Source organism: Glycomyces halotolerans (assembly GCF_054779575.1).
Map to the genome: position 1 here is coordinate 63,010 of NZ_BAAGXZ010000008.1, position 15,069 is coordinate 78,078.

Annotated in this window: 14 protein-coding genes, 1 tRNA gene and 2 pseudogenes; 9 read left to right on the forward strand and 8 right to left on the reverse strand. The window is 67.2% G+C overall.

Features of this window, described 5'->3' with window-relative positions; translation table 11 throughout:
• Positions 1–90: 90 nt before the first annotated feature.
• A complete protein-coding gene (locus ACYVL2_RS09145) occupies positions 91–948 on the reverse strand; it encodes a CPBP family intramembrane glutamic endopeptidase (RefSeq protein ID WP_460542440.1) in 858 nt (285 codons plus the stop codon).
• A 250-nt stretch (positions 949–1,198) separates the two neighbouring features.
• On the opposite strand from ACYVL2_RS09145, the gene ACYVL2_RS09150 reads away from it, so the two are divergent.
• A complete protein-coding gene (locus tag ACYVL2_RS09150) occupies positions 1,199–1,996 on the forward strand; it encodes an alpha/beta hydrolase (protein ID WP_460542442.1) in 798 nt (265 codons plus the stop codon).
• Between the two features lie 3 nt (positions 1,997–1,999).
• Here ACYVL2_RS09150 and ACYVL2_RS09155 read toward each other — a convergent pair whose 3' ends face one another.
• On the reverse strand, positions 2,000–2,632 hold the full coding sequence (locus ACYVL2_RS09155) for a TetR/AcrR family transcriptional regulator (protein ID WP_460542444.1): 633 nt from the start codon (positions 2,630–2,632) through the stop codon (positions 2,000–2,002).
• A gap of 153 nt (positions 2,633–2,785) precedes the next feature.
• Here ACYVL2_RS09155 and ACYVL2_RS09160 point away from each other — a divergent pair, with 153 nt between their 5' ends.
• The 4 genes from ACYVL2_RS09160 (at position 2,786) to ACYVL2_RS09175 (ending at position 6,455) form a co-directional block, all read left to right on the forward strand.
• Positions 2,786–4,126 carry an ABC transporter substrate-binding protein gene (locus ACYVL2_RS09160; protein WP_460542446.1) on the forward strand — a complete coding sequence of 447 codons (1,341 nt, stop codon included), beginning with the start codon at positions 2,786–2,788 and terminating at the stop codon, positions 4,124–4,126.
• Positions 4,110–4,991 carry a carbohydrate ABC transporter permease gene (locus ACYVL2_RS09165; protein ID WP_460542448.1) on the forward strand — a complete coding sequence of 294 codons (882 nt, stop codon included), beginning with the start codon at positions 4,110–4,112 and terminating at the stop codon, positions 4,989–4,991. Before ACYVL2_RS09160 ends, ACYVL2_RS09165 begins: the two co-directional genes overlap by 17 nt.
• Positions 4,988–5,806, forward strand: coding sequence for a carbohydrate ABC transporter permease (locus ACYVL2_RS09170; RefSeq protein WP_460542450.1), 819 nt, complete (start codon positions 4,988–4,990; stop codon positions 5,804–5,806). Before ACYVL2_RS09165 ends, ACYVL2_RS09170 begins: the two co-directional genes overlap by 4 nt.
• Positions 5,807–5,933: 127 nt before the next feature.
• Complete coding sequence (locus tag ACYVL2_RS09175) at positions 5,934–6,455, forward strand: site-specific integrase (RefSeq protein ID WP_460542452.1); 522 nt, start codon at positions 5,934–5,936, stop codon at positions 6,453–6,455.
• A 163-nt stretch (positions 6,456–6,618) separates the two neighbouring features.
• On the opposite strand, the gene ACYVL2_RS09180 is transcribed toward ACYVL2_RS09175, so the two are convergent.
• From ACYVL2_RS09180 to ACYVL2_RS09195, 4 genes are all read right to left on the reverse strand, one after another.
• Positions 6,619–6,692: transfer RNA gene (locus ACYVL2_RS09180), tRNA-Pro, on the reverse strand.
• A gap of 694 nt (positions 6,693–7,386) precedes the next feature.
• Positions 7,387–8,058: a class F sortase gene (locus tag ACYVL2_RS09185; RefSeq protein ID WP_460542454.1), complete on the reverse strand. Its 672-nt coding sequence runs from the start codon at positions 8,056–8,058 to the stop codon at positions 7,387–7,389.
• 17 nt (positions 8,059–8,075) lie between these two features.
• Entirely contained in the window at positions 8,076–8,858 is a 783-nt protein-coding gene (locus tag ACYVL2_RS09190) for a hypothetical protein (protein WP_460542456.1), read from the reverse strand.
• Positions 8,859–10,433: 1,575 nt separating this feature from the next.
• On the reverse strand, positions 10,434–10,979 hold the full coding sequence (locus tag ACYVL2_RS09195; RefSeq protein ID WP_460542458.1) for a carboxymuconolactone decarboxylase family protein: 546 nt from the start codon (positions 10,977–10,979) through the stop codon (positions 10,434–10,436).
• A gap of 140 nt (positions 10,980–11,119) precedes the next feature.
• Here ACYVL2_RS09195 and ACYVL2_RS09200 point away from each other — a divergent pair, with 140 nt between their 5' ends.
• Both ACYVL2_RS09200 and ACYVL2_RS09205 read left to right on the forward strand, forming a co-directional pair.
• Positions 11,120–11,971: an AraC family transcriptional regulator gene (locus ACYVL2_RS09200; RefSeq protein WP_460542460.1), complete on the forward strand. Its 852-nt coding sequence runs from the start codon at positions 11,120–11,122 to the stop codon at positions 11,969–11,971.
• 47 nt (positions 11,972–12,018) lie between these two features.
• Positions 12,019–12,729, forward strand: a complete 711-nt coding sequence (locus ACYVL2_RS09205) for a type 1 glutamine amidotransferase family protein (RefSeq protein WP_460542462.1) — start codon at positions 12,019–12,021, stop codon at positions 12,727–12,729.
• Positions 12,730–13,000: 271 nt separating this feature from the next.
• Here ACYVL2_RS09205 and ACYVL2_RS09210 read toward each other — a convergent pair.
• A pseudogene (locus tag ACYVL2_RS09210) lies at positions 13,001–13,096 on the reverse strand (ArsR family transcriptional regulator); the annotation flags it as partial.
• A 298-nt stretch (positions 13,097–13,394) separates the two neighbouring features.
• On the opposite strand from ACYVL2_RS09210, the gene ACYVL2_RS09215 reads away from it, so the two are divergent.
• Together ACYVL2_RS09215 and ACYVL2_RS09220 are read left to right on the forward strand one after the other, a co-directional pair.
• Positions 13,395–13,907, forward strand: a complete 513-nt coding sequence (locus tag ACYVL2_RS09215; RefSeq protein ID WP_460542464.1) for a hypothetical protein — start codon at positions 13,395–13,397, stop codon at positions 13,905–13,907.
• A gap of 597 nt (positions 13,908–14,504) precedes the next feature.
• Positions 14,505–14,822 (forward strand): annotated as a pseudogene (locus tag ACYVL2_RS09220) (integrase core domain-containing protein); the annotation flags it as partial.
• 37 nt (positions 14,823–14,859) lie between these two features.
• On the opposite strand, the gene ACYVL2_RS09225 reads toward ACYVL2_RS09220, so the two are convergent.
• Positions 14,860–15,003: a hypothetical protein gene (locus ACYVL2_RS09225; RefSeq protein WP_460542466.1), complete on the reverse strand. Its 144-nt coding sequence runs from the start codon at positions 15,001–15,003 to the stop codon at positions 14,860–14,862.
• Between the last annotated feature and the right edge of the window lie 66 nt (positions 15,004–15,069).

Genomic DNA, 15,069 nt, shown 5'->3' on the forward strand with positions numbered 1-15,069 from the left:
CTCCGCCCCGGGACATCGGGCACCCGGGCTCGGCCGACGCGCTTGCCGCATTCGCGGCCGAAATGGGCCGGTACTGGATCGGTCACCTGATCATCGACCCTGCCGCGCAGCATCTTCGGCATCCGGTGGGGCCGCCGGGCGGCTGGCACAGCAGCTCGGAACGCCAGCCTTCCTGACCGCTGAATTCGAACCGGTAGTCAGGTGCGAACCCGAGCCCACGCTCGGCTCGCCGTCTCGGCCGAGCAGCCGCAGCAGCCAGATCCCGTAGGCGACGAAGCCGACCGCGACCGCCGCCTGGACCTGCCAAGGCGCCGCGCCGGGGCTGGCGAACTGCGAGAAGTTGTAGACCGCGTGCGCGGCCACCAATGGCCAGACCGTGGCCAGGTGGAACCGCGCGGCCGCGTAACCGAACCCGAACGCCGCGGTGCTGACTACCTGGAACAGCGTGTCGCCCAGTTCCCTGCCGAACCACAGACCCGACAGCGCGTGGCCGAGTCCGAAGAGAATGCCGACCCAGACGGCCGCGGGCACGTGCCCGAGCGGAGCGAGGAGGCGCTGGACCAGGCCCCGCGACAGACTCTCCTCGATCAGGCCCACGACAAGGCAGTAGAAGGCCAGGTAGAGGAGGACTTCTGCGCCGCCCTCGATACCCGGCACGACGTAGACGAGGCTGACCAGGAACAGCGGCGAGAGGAGCCGGGTGGTGCGGGACGCTGGCGGGCGCGGGCCGACGGGAGCGAGGCCGCTGTAGCGCCAGTTCCCCATGACCAGCGCCGCCAGGACGAGGACCGGCAGTGTGCACAGTGTGACGAGGGCGGCGCCGAGGTGCGGCCGCGATTGATCGGGGATGAGCTCGGCGGCCCCGAAGAGCGCGACGTGCCATAGCAGGGTCAGGCCGGCGGCGAGGAGCAGCGAGCGGGTGCGTGAGGTGTGTTCGCGAGGGGGCACGCCGCCCAGTCTAAACAGGGCTCGGCCCGGCGAGGGGGAACGAGTCCCCCCAGCCTCCCGCCGCCCCACAGGCCCTAGCGAGCATCGACTGCAGATCGAACGCTAAAGCTGGCCTCAGTTGGTTTCTGGCAGCCGTGCGCGGGAGACGCCGCCGATCTCACGCCAGCGCCGTCCACCGGCGGTTGGTCAGTGACGACTGCCTACTGTAACCTACTGACTATTCAGTCAGTATAGAAAGCGTGCGTGTGACATGGCGATGATCCGTTACGACTACCGTTCGGAAGTGCTCGAGCTGAGCACGTCACTGGTGGCCTGCGTCCCCGACCAGGCCCCGCCGGCCGCGGGCTTCCCCGTGCTCTACCTCCTGCACGGACTGAGCGACGACGCCACGATGTGGGCGAGGAAGACGGCGCTGGAGCAGCATCTGCAGGCGTGCGCGCTGCCGCTGTTGGTGATCATGCCGCAGGCCCACCGCTCGTACTACACCGACGAGGTCCACGGCATCGATCACTGGACGCACCTTACGACAGAGGTCCCGGCGGTCGTCTCGCGTACCTTCCGGGTCAGCTCCGAGCGTGGGGACACGTTCGTGGCGGGGTTGTCCATGGGCGGGTACGGGGCGATGAAGTGGGCACTGCGCGAGCCGGAGCGCTTCGGCGCGGCGGCGAGCTTCTCGGGCGCGCTGGGCCTGGCCCAGCGGACCGTCGACCCCCGCGCTAGCGGAGCCCTCGACGGCCGCCTGTGGGACACCATCTTCGACGGTCAGGACGTCACCGACACCGAGCACGACTTGCTTTGGCTGCTGGACTCCATGTCCGAGGTGGCGGCCGCCTTGCCGCCGCTGCGCGTCGCCTGCGGGACGGACGACCCGTTGCTGCCGGAGAACGAGCGGTTCATCGCGTCCGCGCGGGGGCTGGGGCTGGATCTGGCGGTGGACCTGGGCCCCGGTGCGCATACGTGGGACTACTGGGATGCGCAGGTCCAGGGCCTTCTCGCATGGCTTCCCGAGGTATGGACCGGCGACAGGCCGGGGCTCGCCGGCGCATGAGGCTCAAGCGGTTCGGGGATCGCACCGAAGCGCGCGCGCCTGGTCCTGCGCCCACTGCGCGGCGATCTCCTCGGCCGGAACCGAGCGGTTCGCGAGCCAGGCGGTCTCGAGGCCGTGGATGAAGGCGAGGATCTCCATCGCCTTGCGTCGCGGGTCGACGTCCTCTCGCAGCACGCCGTCCTCCTGGGCGCGCGAGAGGGCCAATGAGACCTTGTCCACCCCCGCCTCGTAGGCCTTGCGGAGGCGCTTGCTGATCGAGTTGTCCTCGCTCGCGTTCTCGGCGACCAGGACGGTGTGCATCCCCACCATGTCAGGCGCCTCCGGCCATCGCTCCACGGCATCGACCACCATCGTGAAGACCTCGAGCCCCGGCCTGTCCTCGTCGCCCCACGTGAAGTACTGCTCGCTTTCGTCGCGCCGGTCCAGCACGGCGTGGAGCAGCAGCTCTTTGGTGTTGTAGTGGTAGATGAGACCCGGCTGCGACACCCCGGCCTCCTTCGCGATCTGCGCGAGCGAGGTGCCCCGCGCCCCGTGCCTCGCGATGAAGTACGTAGCCGCCTCGAGTATGCGCTCGCGCCGCGCGTGGCCCCGCGCCGCCGCTCCCTGCCCGAGCCGGCCGCTCCCCTTGGTCGTCACCGGCTCCGCACCACCGTCCCAGCGCAGGTCAGCAGTGGTGCGGAGTTCGGGCAGTGAACGTTGAAGTAGCTCATCCTTGAATTCTAACTGAGTAGTCAGTAAGATCAATTCAAGTATACTGACTGAGTAGTCAGTATGGAAGGATTCGATCTCATGGCAACGTCGCCGAACATCCCCCGCCGAACAGCACTCGGAGTACTGCTCGCGGTCCCTGCCGCCAGTGCGCTGCCCGCGTGCAGTGCCCCGGGCTCCGGACCCGCCCCGAGCACCCCACGTCCTGCCAGCACGGAGCTGCCCAGCGAACCGACCACCCTGACGATGCGGGCCAACGCCGACCAGGCCCCGCTCTGGGAAGCGCTGGGGGAAGGGTTCGAGAGCGAGCACTCGCAGGTGACCGTCGAGGTCGTCACCGAGGACTTCGCGTCGCTCCAGCAGAACGGCCCGCGGTACCTGGCCTCGCAGGACGCCCCCGATCTTCTCCGGTTCCCCTCGCCCGGCGACGCGGTCGCCGACGGACTGCTCCTCGGTCTGCAGTCGTACGCCGAGGCCTACGGGTGGGAGGACTTCCCGGAGACTCAGTTGAACCAATGGCGGATCTCCGCGGACGGCTACACCCGCGGCGAAGGCGACCTGTACGGCCTGGGCGTCGGGTTCGCGCTCGTCGGCCTCTACACCAATACGACAGCGCTCGACGAGCTCGGGCTCGCCCAGCCCGAGTCGCTCGAAGCGATGGCCGAGGCGATGGAGGCAGCGAAGGACGCGGGTTTGACGCCGCTCGTCTCGAGCCAGGCGGGCCTGTCCTACATCCTGCAGAACCTCATGCAGGCCACCGCCGCCGAACAGGTATCGGACTGGGTCCTGGGCAAGCCCGGCGCGACGATCGAAGGCCGTGAGACCGAGGAGGCCACCCGCACTTTCCTGGAATGGAAGGAAAGCGGGTACCTGCCCGACGACGTCCTGGCCGTCAACGATGCGGACGCGCTGTCCGCCTTCACCAGCGGCGAGGGCCTTTTCTACATCCAGGGATCATGGATGGCCGCCGCGGTAGACCAGACGGCCACCGACATCGACGTGAGCTTCACGATCGTCCCCGGAACGGGACCCGACAGCGCTCCGACCGCGACCTCGGCCCCCAACAGCTTCGTGATCCCCGCGAAGGCCGAGCACCCCGACGTCGCGGCGGCGTTCCTGAACTGGGCCTCGACCGATCCCGTAGCGCGCGAGACGCTCATCGCCGAAGCCGGCCTGTTCCCGGGCGGCCCGCTGGAGCCGGAGCCGACGCTGTCGGACGACGGGGCGCTGGCGGACGCTGCCGCGGCCTTCACCGAGGTCTCCGAGGCGGACCGGTTCATCGACTTCCTCGCCAACGCCAGCGCGGGGATGCTGACGGGGACCTTGCAGCCCCAGCTCGACCTGCTCCTCGACGGTCAGAGCGATCCAGCGACCTTCTTGTCGAGGCTTCAGGAGGGGGTCGAACGTGAGCGATCGCAATAGACGTCGCGATCGGGTAGGCCTGCTCTGGGTCTTTCCCGCACTGGTTTTCTACGCCTTGTTCGTGCTCTACCCGCTGACCCAGACGGCCCGGTACTCCCTGTACGACTGGAACGGCATCGGCGAGGCCAGGTGGGTGGGACTGGAGAACTACCTCACCGTCCTCACCGACCCCGAGCTGCGCGACTCGGTGGTGCACGCGTTGATCCTCATCGTTTTCTTCGCCTTCATTCCCGTCTCGATCGCGCTGGTGGCGGTCGCGACGATGGGGAGACTGCGCACCGGTGCGTTCGTCAGCGCGGCCCGCACCGTGCTCTTCCTGCCGCAAATCATCCCACTGGTCGGCGCGGCGATCATCTGGACGTGGATGTACTCCGACCAGGGAGCGGTCAACCAGGTCCTCCGCACTGTCGGCCTCTCGGGGCTCGCGCGGCCGTGGCTGGCCGACTTCGGCACCGCGCTGCCCGCGGTCGGGCTCATCGGAAGCTGGGTCTCGACCGGATTCTGCATCGTCCTGCTCATCGTCGGCGCCGGGAAGATCAATCCGGCCCTGTACGAAGCCGCGAAGATGGACGGTTCCAACGCCGCACAGGAGTTCTGGCACATCACGCTGCCGGGACTCCGCAACGAGATCGCCGTGGCCGGCACGATCACCACGATAGCGGCCCTGTCCGCGTTCGACATCGTCTACGTGTCCACCGGCGGAGGCCCGGGATTCTCGACCATGGTGCCCGGGGTGCAGATCGTCCGGCTCGCGTTCACCGTCCGAGAAGTCGGCCTCAGTTCGGCGCTCGCGATCGTGCTGCTGCTCCTGGTGCTCGCCGTCATCGTCCCGATGCAGGTCTTCAACCGAAGGGCGCACACATGATCCGCGGCCTCCATTTGCGTGAACGCGCGATCCTCGCCGCGATGATGGCGATCTCGATCATACCGTTCCTCGGCGTCCTCTTCACGTCGTTGCACCGGCAAGGCACCGTGCCCGAAGGCCTCTCCTGGCCCACAGAGCCGCAGTGGCAGAACTACCTCGACGCATGGAGGGTCGGCGACATTGGCCAGCTGCTCTGGTCGAGCTCGCTCATCGTCCTCGTCGTCGTGCCGGTCGGCGTGCTCGTGTGCACCACGGCGGGGTTCGCCCTCGGGCACCTACGCACACCCGGCCGGAATCTGATCGCCGCCTTGTTCCTCGCCGGTCTCGCGATCCCGTTCGAGTCGGCGATCGTCCCGCTGTACTACCAGGCGGAGACGATGGGCATCCTGAACACCCGCTGGGCCATCATCCTGCCGATGATCGGACTCCTGGCACCATTCGGAGTGTTCTGGATGTCCGTCCACTTCCACGGAATGCCCTCAGAAATCGCCGAAGCGGCACGCATCGACGGAGCCGGCACCACACGGATGTTCCTCCACATCCACCTGCCGCTGGCCCTCCCCGCGATCAGCACTCTGGCACTGCTGCAGTTCATCAGCACGTGGAATCAATTCCTCATCGCGACCGTACTCGTCGACGACCCCGGCCAGCGCACCATGGCCGGCGCGCTCGGCGCTTTCCAGGGCGAGCACCGCACCGACGTCGTCCTGCTGTGCGCGGGGGCCGTGACGATCATGCTCCCCACCGTGATCCTCTTCCTGCTCTTGCAGCGCCGATTCGTGTCCGCAATGCTCGCCGGTGCCACCAAGGGGTGAGCCGAAATCTGGATGACGCCATCATTCTCCAGCGTCAGGTGTGCGCCGGCCTCACCGCCGAAGCCGGCAAATAGGGAAGGACCCTCCACTGACCGCAGCAGGCAACGACCAAGTCGTCGTGGTAAAGATGCCCACTCCCGAAGCGGCGCAGAGCAGCCGTAGCTCCAAGGACAACCAGGCACCGAAGCGGGTGTCGGCTTCGGCCCGAGTCTGGTCCGAGGAGCTTCGCTCGGCCCTGACCAGACTCGCTCGCGTTCCGCAATTGCTCATCGCCTGCGACTACGACGGCACGCTCGCCCCCATCGTGACCGATCCCTCCCAGGCGCAGCCGATTCCGGAGTCGGTCTCGGCGCTGCGCACGCTCGCGAAGCTGCCGCAGACGAAGGTCGCGGTCGTCTTCACCCAGGCCGAGGCCGCCTCCGCGCTGGCCAGCCGCATCTACGACCTGCGCCACGCTTGCCCCACCAGCTGGCTCAACGCCGGCGTCCCCGCACCCGACGTCGCCGCCTGGGCCGGCAACTCCGTCGAAGTCCTCCACCGCCACTACTACAACTGCGTCGCCGGGCAACTGGCCGACAACCAACAGAAGATCACCGCCGCCGAACAACACCAACCAACCTCGACAGCCCTCAAAGCCGAGACAGCATAGACCCTTCAGGGCACATACTGATCAATCAGACAGATACACCAAAAGATGACATAATTTCAACCCTTGGGCCGAAGCTGTCGCAGCACAACCCAAACCGCTCCACATCAGAGGTCCTAATAAGACAAAGCCAGGCCGGAGACATAGGCTCCGACCTGGGAAAATGTCGGGACGACAGGATTTGAACCTGCGACCCCCCCGCCCCAAACGGGGTGCGCTACCAAGCTGCGCCACGTCCCGGTTGCCTGCCAGCAGACAGCCGTAGCCAGGGTACAGCAGGACCGTCCTGAACCATGAGCTGGTCGAGCGTGCCCCCGACCACCACCTGACGCCACGATTCCGGCAGCTACTCGGCAACCGATCCCGCAACAGGCCCCAAGAGACAGCCGCCTACGGAAAGTAGCACCGCGGATACGAGGCCACCGTGCCCCAGCGACTTTCTGACAAGAGCCACTGGTTCGATTCACGCAAGGTCCACCACGAACAATGCCCCGGCTGGTCAAGTCGGAGCATTGCCATAAGAGTCAAACTCCTGCGCTGGGCCGTGTTTGAGAATTGAGGAAGCCTCCTGTTGAATCTGTTGCCCCGCAACAAGCTTCACCCGGTGGTTCCAATTGTCGAGCGTAACAGCACGCAGGGACCTGACCGACAACCAGTGGGAACGGCTGCGCCGGTGGCTGCCCGAGCCTTCCCGGCTCGGCCGGCCGATGCAGCCGCCGAAGCCTGGTCAACGGCATTGCCTGGCGGGTCCGGACCGGATCGGCAGGTCTCCGTCTGGACCCCCTCGCGCTCGTCTCAATCGATCCCGGTCGTGAACACGGCCTGCTTCGCCCGCGACGACTGCGCCATCGATCACCGATTCCCGAACAGATGCAGGTTGACATCACACCGGTCCTCGAACTCCGAACCGAACATCGTGGAGAACCGACGGTCGTCAGCGAGCGAGCGTGGCGAAGACGACGAGGTTGTCGGTGTAGGCCCCCTCGTCGGCATTGAAGCTGCCGCCACAGGTGATGAGGCGAAGACCAGGGTGGTCGACGGCACCATATACCGCTCGGGTGGGGAAGTCGGCTTTGGAATGCCATTCGAGACGGTCGACGCTGAAAACCGCGGAGCCGCCATCGGCACGGGTGACGGTTATGCGGTCACCGGGCGCGAGTTCGGCGAGTCCCGCGAAGACGGCCGGCCCGTCGAGCGTGTCCACGTGTCCGAGGAGGACCGACGCTCCGACCTGTCCAGGGGTGACCGAATGCTCGTACCAGCCGACTTTCGACGCTTCGTCGAACTGCGGCACTTCGACGGCACCGTCCTCACCAAGTCCCAGGCGGATCACCTCGGTATCCACGCCGAGCGAGGGGATGTCAATGGACTCCGGTGCGGAAGCGCTGAGGCCGCGCCGGTCGTAGGGCTCAGACGGGCTCGACCGCCTATCGTCGCCGGTCGCCACTGCTCGGGGTTCGGCCGCTGGCACGTGATCGGCACCGGCCCCGGAACCAGAAAGGATGGAATTCGAGGCCAGTGCGATCGCGATGAGCGCCAGCACGAGGGCCACCGTCACGCGGATCGCGTGACGGCGCCCCTCGGTGTCGACGGTTGCAGAACCCATGGCGATGCGCGGCCAGATCAGCTGGCCGCCGGAGCCGTCTTACGTCTACGCCACGCGTAGGCGGCCGCGATAAGTGCACCGGCTGCTGCCAGAACAGCCCCGATCGTCGTCACCGACCCGTCAGACCCGGCGAGGTAGCCGCCTCCGGTGTCGGCGCCGCCGTCCGGCATGCCGCTCGCCAGGGCGCCGCAGAGCGCCGGAGCGGTCGCGGCCAGTGGCAGTGAGTCGTCCAGCGGGCTCTTGGCTTCGGCGGCCTCATCGCTCATCGTCGCCGGGTCGACGCCGTGCACGACGATGACCCCGGTCCCGTTCCGCACCGACTCGGCCGAAGCCTTATCCAGGGTGAACGTCCGCGAGTAGTCGTTGGCCGGCCCCCCGGGGAAGCGTTCGACCGCCAGGGCCGAATCTGGGCTGGTATCGCCCTCGGTCGTCAGCGACGTCCCGATCCCCCCGTAGTCGGGTTGCCCTTCGGGTGTGGAGACGACCCCGTCGCCGTTCTCGTCTCTGGACATGTCGGGGCACCGGCCCTGACCGTCGATGTGAATGTGCTGGGCGTGCGGGAAGGGACCGTCCTGGAACGTCTCGGCCAGTCCCGAGTAGCTGACGGTGATCGTCGCTTCGTCTCCGTGGAAATCGACCGTGGCGTGGCCAGAACCCGGCGTGTTGTTCAACGGATCCAGCATGGTGCTGAACGTGCCGTTCTCGTGGTCTTCCTGCGCCGTCGCTGCCGCCGGAGTGAACGCGACCATGCTGATCACGCTCGCCGCCGCCAGCGACTTGATGATATTCGCCTTCTGCACCTTTCCCCCTCAGGATTCGAAAGACAGACCGCGCCTTCCATGCGCTGGTCTCTTGGGCAATCAGGCTTGACCGTAACCCGGTTCCAGAACCGGCTCTCCAGGTTTCGGGAATTGGCTCGACGGCTCATTGGCGATACCGGGACACAGGTGGAGAACAGATCGAATGCAGGACATCTACCTATTAAGGAGTAAAGATTTGATTCCACGGAAACCTGTCCGAGGGGCGATACCGACCAGTTTCACCAGAATGACCTTTGATCATCCGAAAACTCTATGAGGGCGTTCTCCAAACCACTTGACAGGGATGCTCCCTGCTCTGGCCACGCAACCGCGCACATATGGGAGCGGGGTCAACCCCGTGTTTAAGAGGACGGATGGCTGTTACCAAGTGCGCAGTGCTGACGCGAATCGCTCAGCAGTTCGAGCGCAGGGCGACCGAGTGATCCCGTCCGGTTCAGGCCGGACCGACGTCCGCCACCGCCTCAACCGCGGAGGCAACCGCGCCCTCAACGCCGCTCTTCACCGGGTCATTCTCGCCGCGTACGCCATTACGCTCTCTCGCGTGCCTAAGTAGAACGACGCACTGCTGAGCGAAAGACAAAAGGTGAGATCATCCGCTGCCTGGAACGATACCTGACAAGGGAGATCTATTAACGCTCAAAGCGACGCAGCACAACACGAGTCGCGCGACTTGACCTCCATAGAAGCATCAACGAATGCTACTTCTGCCTGAAAGACCCGGAGCTCCGGTTGCTGTCAGATCTCGAAGACATCCGTGCCTCGTCCATGCTTCACGTACCCGACAGGCAGGAGAGCTACCCGAGGATCATGGGTCGCTGGTAACCGCGGGAGCACGACCGCGACAATCCGGCGCATGGCCCCGTCATACGGCGAACCGGCGGCAACGCTCGCGTAGCCCCTCGACCACATTCAAGGATTCGCTGTTCGGTTCAGGAGCAGGGCATAAGCAAAGTCGTCTCAGTTGAAAGTTTGTTCGAGCGCGTAGGTGCGCACGTCGTCACGCGCCCCGTCAGCGTCCCAGACCGCCCGCCCGCCCGAGCAGGTGCTGGAGTCCGTGCGGGGAGTCGTGGCCGGCCACGCTCGGTGATCGTCCAGCAGTTCTTTCTCTCCAACGGAGCGACCAGTACCGCCGGCAGGCCCCGCGCCGACGACCGAGCACCGCGACGAGCGAACCTGCCCGCGACCTGCCTGAACGCCGCCTCGAACTCGGTACGCCACGCTTGAGGGTCTACACTATTGGCCGCTTCCAACGCCACGGAATTCTTGTCCACACAAGCAACGAAGCATCCCGGCGGTGGCCGCCTCACGTCCAATGTCACCGCAGGTCAACGGCTGTAGTACGAGTGCCTGGACGTGGTCTATGAGTGCCTCGGCGGTGACCGCTTCGGCTGCGCGAGGGAGTGCGGCGACGGCTATGCCGAACTCGAGCCGTTGCCACGGTGTCGGCCGGAGGTCGCCCGCGGGACGGGCCCGGTCGGTGTGCGTGATGGGCGGCCCGGCGGGACCGCACGGTTCGCTCGGCAGCACTGATCCGCACGGCCCCGCCGGTCGGCGTCAGCTCGCGGGCCGCAGCCGCACCCCGGGGAAGTCGACCGGAACGTCGAGCGCGATGTTGATGTAGTTGGTGAACAGGTTCAGGGCCACCTGGGCGATCACCTCGACGATGTGCTCGTCGTCCCAGCCCTGGTCACGGACGGCCTGCACGTCCTCGGGGGTCACCTGTCCGCGGTGCTCCACGAGCTGCAGGGCGAAGCGGAGGAGCGCTGCGGTGCGGGGGTCCTCGGAGGTGCCGTCCTGCGCGGCCGTCAGGGCATCCGGGCTGACGCCGGCCTTGCGGCCCAGGGTGGTGTGCGCGGCCAGGCAGTACTCGCACGCGTTGCGGTTGGCGACGGCGACGGCGACCTGCTCGCCGAGCGCGGGACCGAGGACCCCGCCGGCGAACGCCCCGAACGACGACCACATGCTGGTGAGCGCGGCGGGCGAGTTCGCGACGGCCCGGAACATCGCGGGGACGGTGCCGAACGTGGCGTGGATCTGGTCGAGCTGGTTCTTGACGCTGCCGGTGGCCGACTCGTGCTCGACGAGGTGGACGGTGGGCATGGGAGGTACTCCTTCGGTCGTGACGGAATCGCCCCTCGTGGGAGTCCCCGAGGGGCGTACTCACAAACTAGCCGCGAATCGTGGACTAACAGCATGAAATCGTCCGTAGTTCTTACCAGATCGTCTGATACATTGGGCTCATGGCCTCCATCGACCGGCTCTCGCCCCTCCTGGACCGGTTCCGGGTGCGCACGCGCCTCTTCCACACCGGACCGCTGTGCGGCGTCACGAAGTTCGCCGCGCAACCGGGCCGGGGCTTCCTCCACATCCTGCGGCGCGGGGAGATGGAGGTGACCCACCGCGGCGCGGACGGGCGCTTGGAGCGCCGGGCGATCGATCAGCCGAGCCTGCTCTTCTACCCGAGGCCCCTGGAGCACTCCTTCCACAACGCGCCGACCGAGGACTCCGACTTCGCGTGCGCGACACTCGACTTCGACGGCGGGGCCACGCACCCGCTCGTGCGCACCCTCCCGGCCGCGATCGTCCTGCCCGTGGCGGCGGTCGACAGCCTGGAGCCGTCGCTCGACCTGCTGTTCGCCGAGATCGACAACGTGCGCTGCGGCCGCCGGGTGCTGGCCGACCGGTTGTTCGAAGTGGTGCTCGTCCACCTCTTCCGATGGCTCCTCGACCACACCGACGAGCTCGCCCTGCCCGCCGGTTTGCTGACGGGCCTCGCCGACGAGCGCCTCGCCCGCACTCTGGTGGCGGTCCACGAGACCCCCGGCGGGCCGTGGACGCTCGCCACGATGGCGCAGGAGGCGCACATGTCGCGCAGCGCGTTCGCCGCCCGGTTCAAGTCGGCCGTCGGGCAATCACCGGCCGAGTACGTGACGGGGTGGCGGCTCACCGTCGCCCAGGAGCGGCTGCGGGGCGGGGCGTCCATCGCCCGGACCGCGACCGAACTCGGCTACAGCAACCCGCCGGCCTTCTCCCGCGCGTTCGCCCGCGAGCTGGGGCAGTCGCCCCGCGCCTGGCTGGCCGGCGCCCGCTGACCCTGTCCTGTCCCCCACCTGAAATCCGCCGAGGAGCAGCAACACCCATGACACGCGACGTGCTGGCACTCCGACACGTGCCTTTCGAGGATCTCGGGCTCCTCGCGCCTCTGCTGGGCGCCCGGGGCTACCGGACGTCATACCTGGACGTCACGATCGAGCCGATCACGCCGGAGGCAGCGCTGCAGCCCGACCTCCTGGTCGTGCTCGGCGGCCCCATCGGGACGTACGAGGACGACGCCTACCCGTTCCTGCGCGCCGAGAAGGACGCAGTCAGGGCGAGGGTGCGCGCGGGCCTGCCCACCCTCGGCGTGTGCCTGGGCGCACAGCTCGTGGCCACAGCCCTCGGGGCGGACGTCGTCTCCACCGGGCGCAAGGAGATCGGCTACGCGCCGCTGACGCTGACCGACGAGGGGCGACGCTCCGTGCTGGCGCCCCTGGACGGTGTCCCGGTGCTGCACTGGCACGGAGACGAGTTCGCCGTGCCCGAAGGCGCCGACCGTCTCGCGCAGACGCCCGGGTTCCCGAACCAGGCGTTCGGCGCGGGGCCGCACGTGCTGGGGCTCCAGTTCCACCTGGAGGCCGACCACGCGCGGATCGAGCAGTGGCTGGTCGGGCACGCACACGAACTCGCGACCGCAGGCATCAACCCCGGCCGCGTCCGCGCGGACGCCGCCGTGCACGGACCCCGGCTCGCCGAGGCCGCGGTGCGCGTATTCGAGCGGTGGCTCAACGAGAACCCTCAGACATCCAGGTAGGACACGATGGCGCGGACCCGGCGGTGCTCTCGGTCGGTCGGCGGCAGGTCGAGCTTGCTGAAGGTCGCTTGATGTGCTTGCTGACGGCCTTCTCCGTGACAGTGGGCGCCGCGGCTAGTCGCTCACGACCCGAGCCTAACCGACAACCATTTTCAATAGCGCCTGGCGAGATCCATCGCGACCATGAGCGCGCGGCGCTAGATCCGCTCGCCCAAGGCCGTGGCGATCGGGCCGATGCACAGGGTGGGCGAGCATCTTGATCGCAAGCGCGGACGAGCCCGGCGAAGCGGGGCTTCGCGAGGTGCTGGCTGACGGCGGTGCGGGCGGCGCCGGTCTGCTCAGCGAGGGAGGCCACATCGGCCTCGCCGAGCGCCACCGCGGACCAGGGCGCCGAGGGCACCCCGACTGCGAAATTGAACGGCGAGGTCGTCGACAGCGCCCAGTTCACCGCCGCGGTCGAAACCGCCATCAAGTCCGGACCCTGATCGGATTGACCAGCCGGAAAGAGCCGGATCGAGCCGGGCACCCACATGCCCGGCCGGTCCCGGACATGTCGGCGGACCGGCTCACGGCACATCCGTCGCGCGGACCGCCCAAAGCTTCCGTCCGATCCGGACGGACCGGGCTCCTCAGACCTGCTCGTTTCCGAACCATAAGGAGTATCAATGCCTTTCAGCCCACCAAGCATGTCCGCCGGCGCGAGCCTCGCCGCGCTGATCGCGACGGCCGCCTGCTCGTCCGACGAACCAGCCGACGCCACCGAAAGCCAGACCCGTGAGGCCGCCTTGGCGGTCATTGCCAGCGCCGAGGATATGTACCCCGACGCCTCGGGTGAAGCATCCGTCACCGTCGCCGACGGCGGCACGAGCGTCGAGCTCACCGTCTCCGGCCTGATGTCCGAGACCACATACGTCTCGCACCTGCACGATGCGACCTGCGAGACCGACCCGCCCGGCGGCGAGCACTGGCTGGCCGACCCCGACGAGGGCATGTCGGAGTCCAACGAGATCCACCTCCACTTCGTGACCGACGCCGACGGGAACGGCTCAACGGCCGTCGACAGCGATCTGGTCGCCGACGACCGGATCGAGGCCATCGTCGTCCACGTCGAGAACATGGATGTCGAGGGACACGAGCACATAGCCTCCGACCGCGTCCTCTGCGGGAACTTCGACTGAGCGGCCTCCCGGGCGGCGCGCCGAAAACGCGCCTCCCGGGCAGTCCAGACCAAAATATTGGCAATCGTCAATTGAATGGCATCATGGGCGCGTGGCCATTCGCTGTTGTCCTGTCCTGCGACATCGAGCCGTACCGACTCGTTCCTCCGAACCATCAGAAAACGGCGGGGCGGGTTTTGGGGCCTGATATGAGGGTCCATGTTGGTTTGGCGGCGAACTTGGGCACGTATTCGGCACGAACCTGCCGAGAACTGCCGAAGTTAGCCGGACCTAACCGGGCCGCATCGGATAGTTCGGGTGAATTCATAACCGCAGGTAGATCGGTTTTTCGCAGGTTGGAAGGGTGTTGGCTGGGTGGTCGGCTCAGGACCCAAACGGGGTGCGCTACCAAGCTGCGCCACGTCCCGAACAACTGCCGGCAGGCAGCCGTAGCCAGGGTACAGCAGAGCTGTCCCGACCCATGAATTGGTCAAGCGCCCGGAGCCATCATCCGACGCTGGCATTCCAGCCGCCCGTCGAGCGGGACACGTTGGCGGTGGCCCGATACCTTCCGCTCACCGTCCGCAAACGGTGATTCGTGGTCGGCTTCCCGTACGCGTGGCGATTCGTCGGTGGTGGCGGGGACATTCGCCGGATGGTGGACGCGGTGAAATTGCGCACTCGGACAACGGAAGCCTGTACACGTCACTCCTGTTTCGACAGTACTGTGAGCGGCACGGAATCCTGCAATCGCGTGGGAAGGTGGGCGCCAGCGCCGACAACGCCCTGGCCGAGAGCTTCCACGCCTCGCTCAAGCGCGAGCTGCTCGGCTCGGGCGGCAAGTTCGCCAACGCCGCTACCGCCAGGATGGAGGCCTTCTCCTACCTGAACTGGTTCAACCTCAAGCGGCGACACTCGTCACTCGGGTACCGGTCCCCCGGTCGATTTGGAAAACGAACTGAAGACAGTCCAATCAACCGTTTGAAACGGTGTCCCCTTCCAGGGTGGACGCTCGCCCGTCGAAGGCGTCGCCGGGGACGCCGCGGCGCCTCCAGGCCCGGTGGATGTAGGCGTTGCAGTCCCGCCCGGCGTACCAGTGGCCGCTGCGGAGCTTCACGGGCGCCTCCCTGTTCACGTAGGTTGTGCGCCCCCATCTACGGGCGAGGCCGGCCCGGAGGCGTTC

What these genes read in the sequence shown, in the direction of transcription:
- ACYVL2_RS09150 (WP_460542442.1), top strand. Translation starts at nt 1,199, where the DNA reads ATGGCGATGATCCGTTACGACTACCGTTCGGAAGTGCTCGAGCTGAGC.
- ACYVL2_RS09160 (WP_460542446.1), top strand. Translation starts at nt 2,786, where the DNA reads ATGGCAACGTCGCCGAACATCCCCCGCCGAACAGCACTCGGAGTACTG.
- ACYVL2_RS09170 (WP_460542450.1), top strand. Translation starts at nt 4,988, where the DNA reads ATGATCCGCGGCCTCCATTTGCGTGAACGCGCGATCCTCGCCGCGATG.
- ACYVL2_RS09175 (WP_460542452.1), top strand. Translation starts at nt 5,934, where the DNA reads ATGCCCACTCCCGAAGCGGCGCAGAGCAGCCGTAGCTCCAAGGACAAC.
- ACYVL2_RS09185 (WP_460542454.1), bottom strand. Translation starts at nt 8,058, where the DNA reads ATGGGTTCTGCAACCGTCGACACCGAGGGGCGCCGTCACGCGATCCGC.
- ACYVL2_RS09195 (WP_460542458.1), bottom strand. Translation starts at nt 10,979, where the DNA reads ATGCCCACCGTCCACCTCGTCGAGCACGAGTCGGCCACCGGCAGCGTC.
- ACYVL2_RS09200 (WP_460542460.1), top strand. Translation starts at nt 11,120, where the DNA reads ATGGCCTCCATCGACCGGCTCTCGCCCCTCCTGGACCGGTTCCGGGTG.
- ACYVL2_RS09205 (WP_460542462.1), top strand. Translation starts at nt 12,019, where the DNA reads ATGACACGCGACGTGCTGGCACTCCGACACGTGCCTTTCGAGGATCTC.
- ACYVL2_RS09215 (WP_460542464.1), top strand. Translation starts at nt 13,395, where the DNA reads ATGCCTTTCAGCCCACCAAGCATGTCCGCCGGCGCGAGCCTCGCCGCG.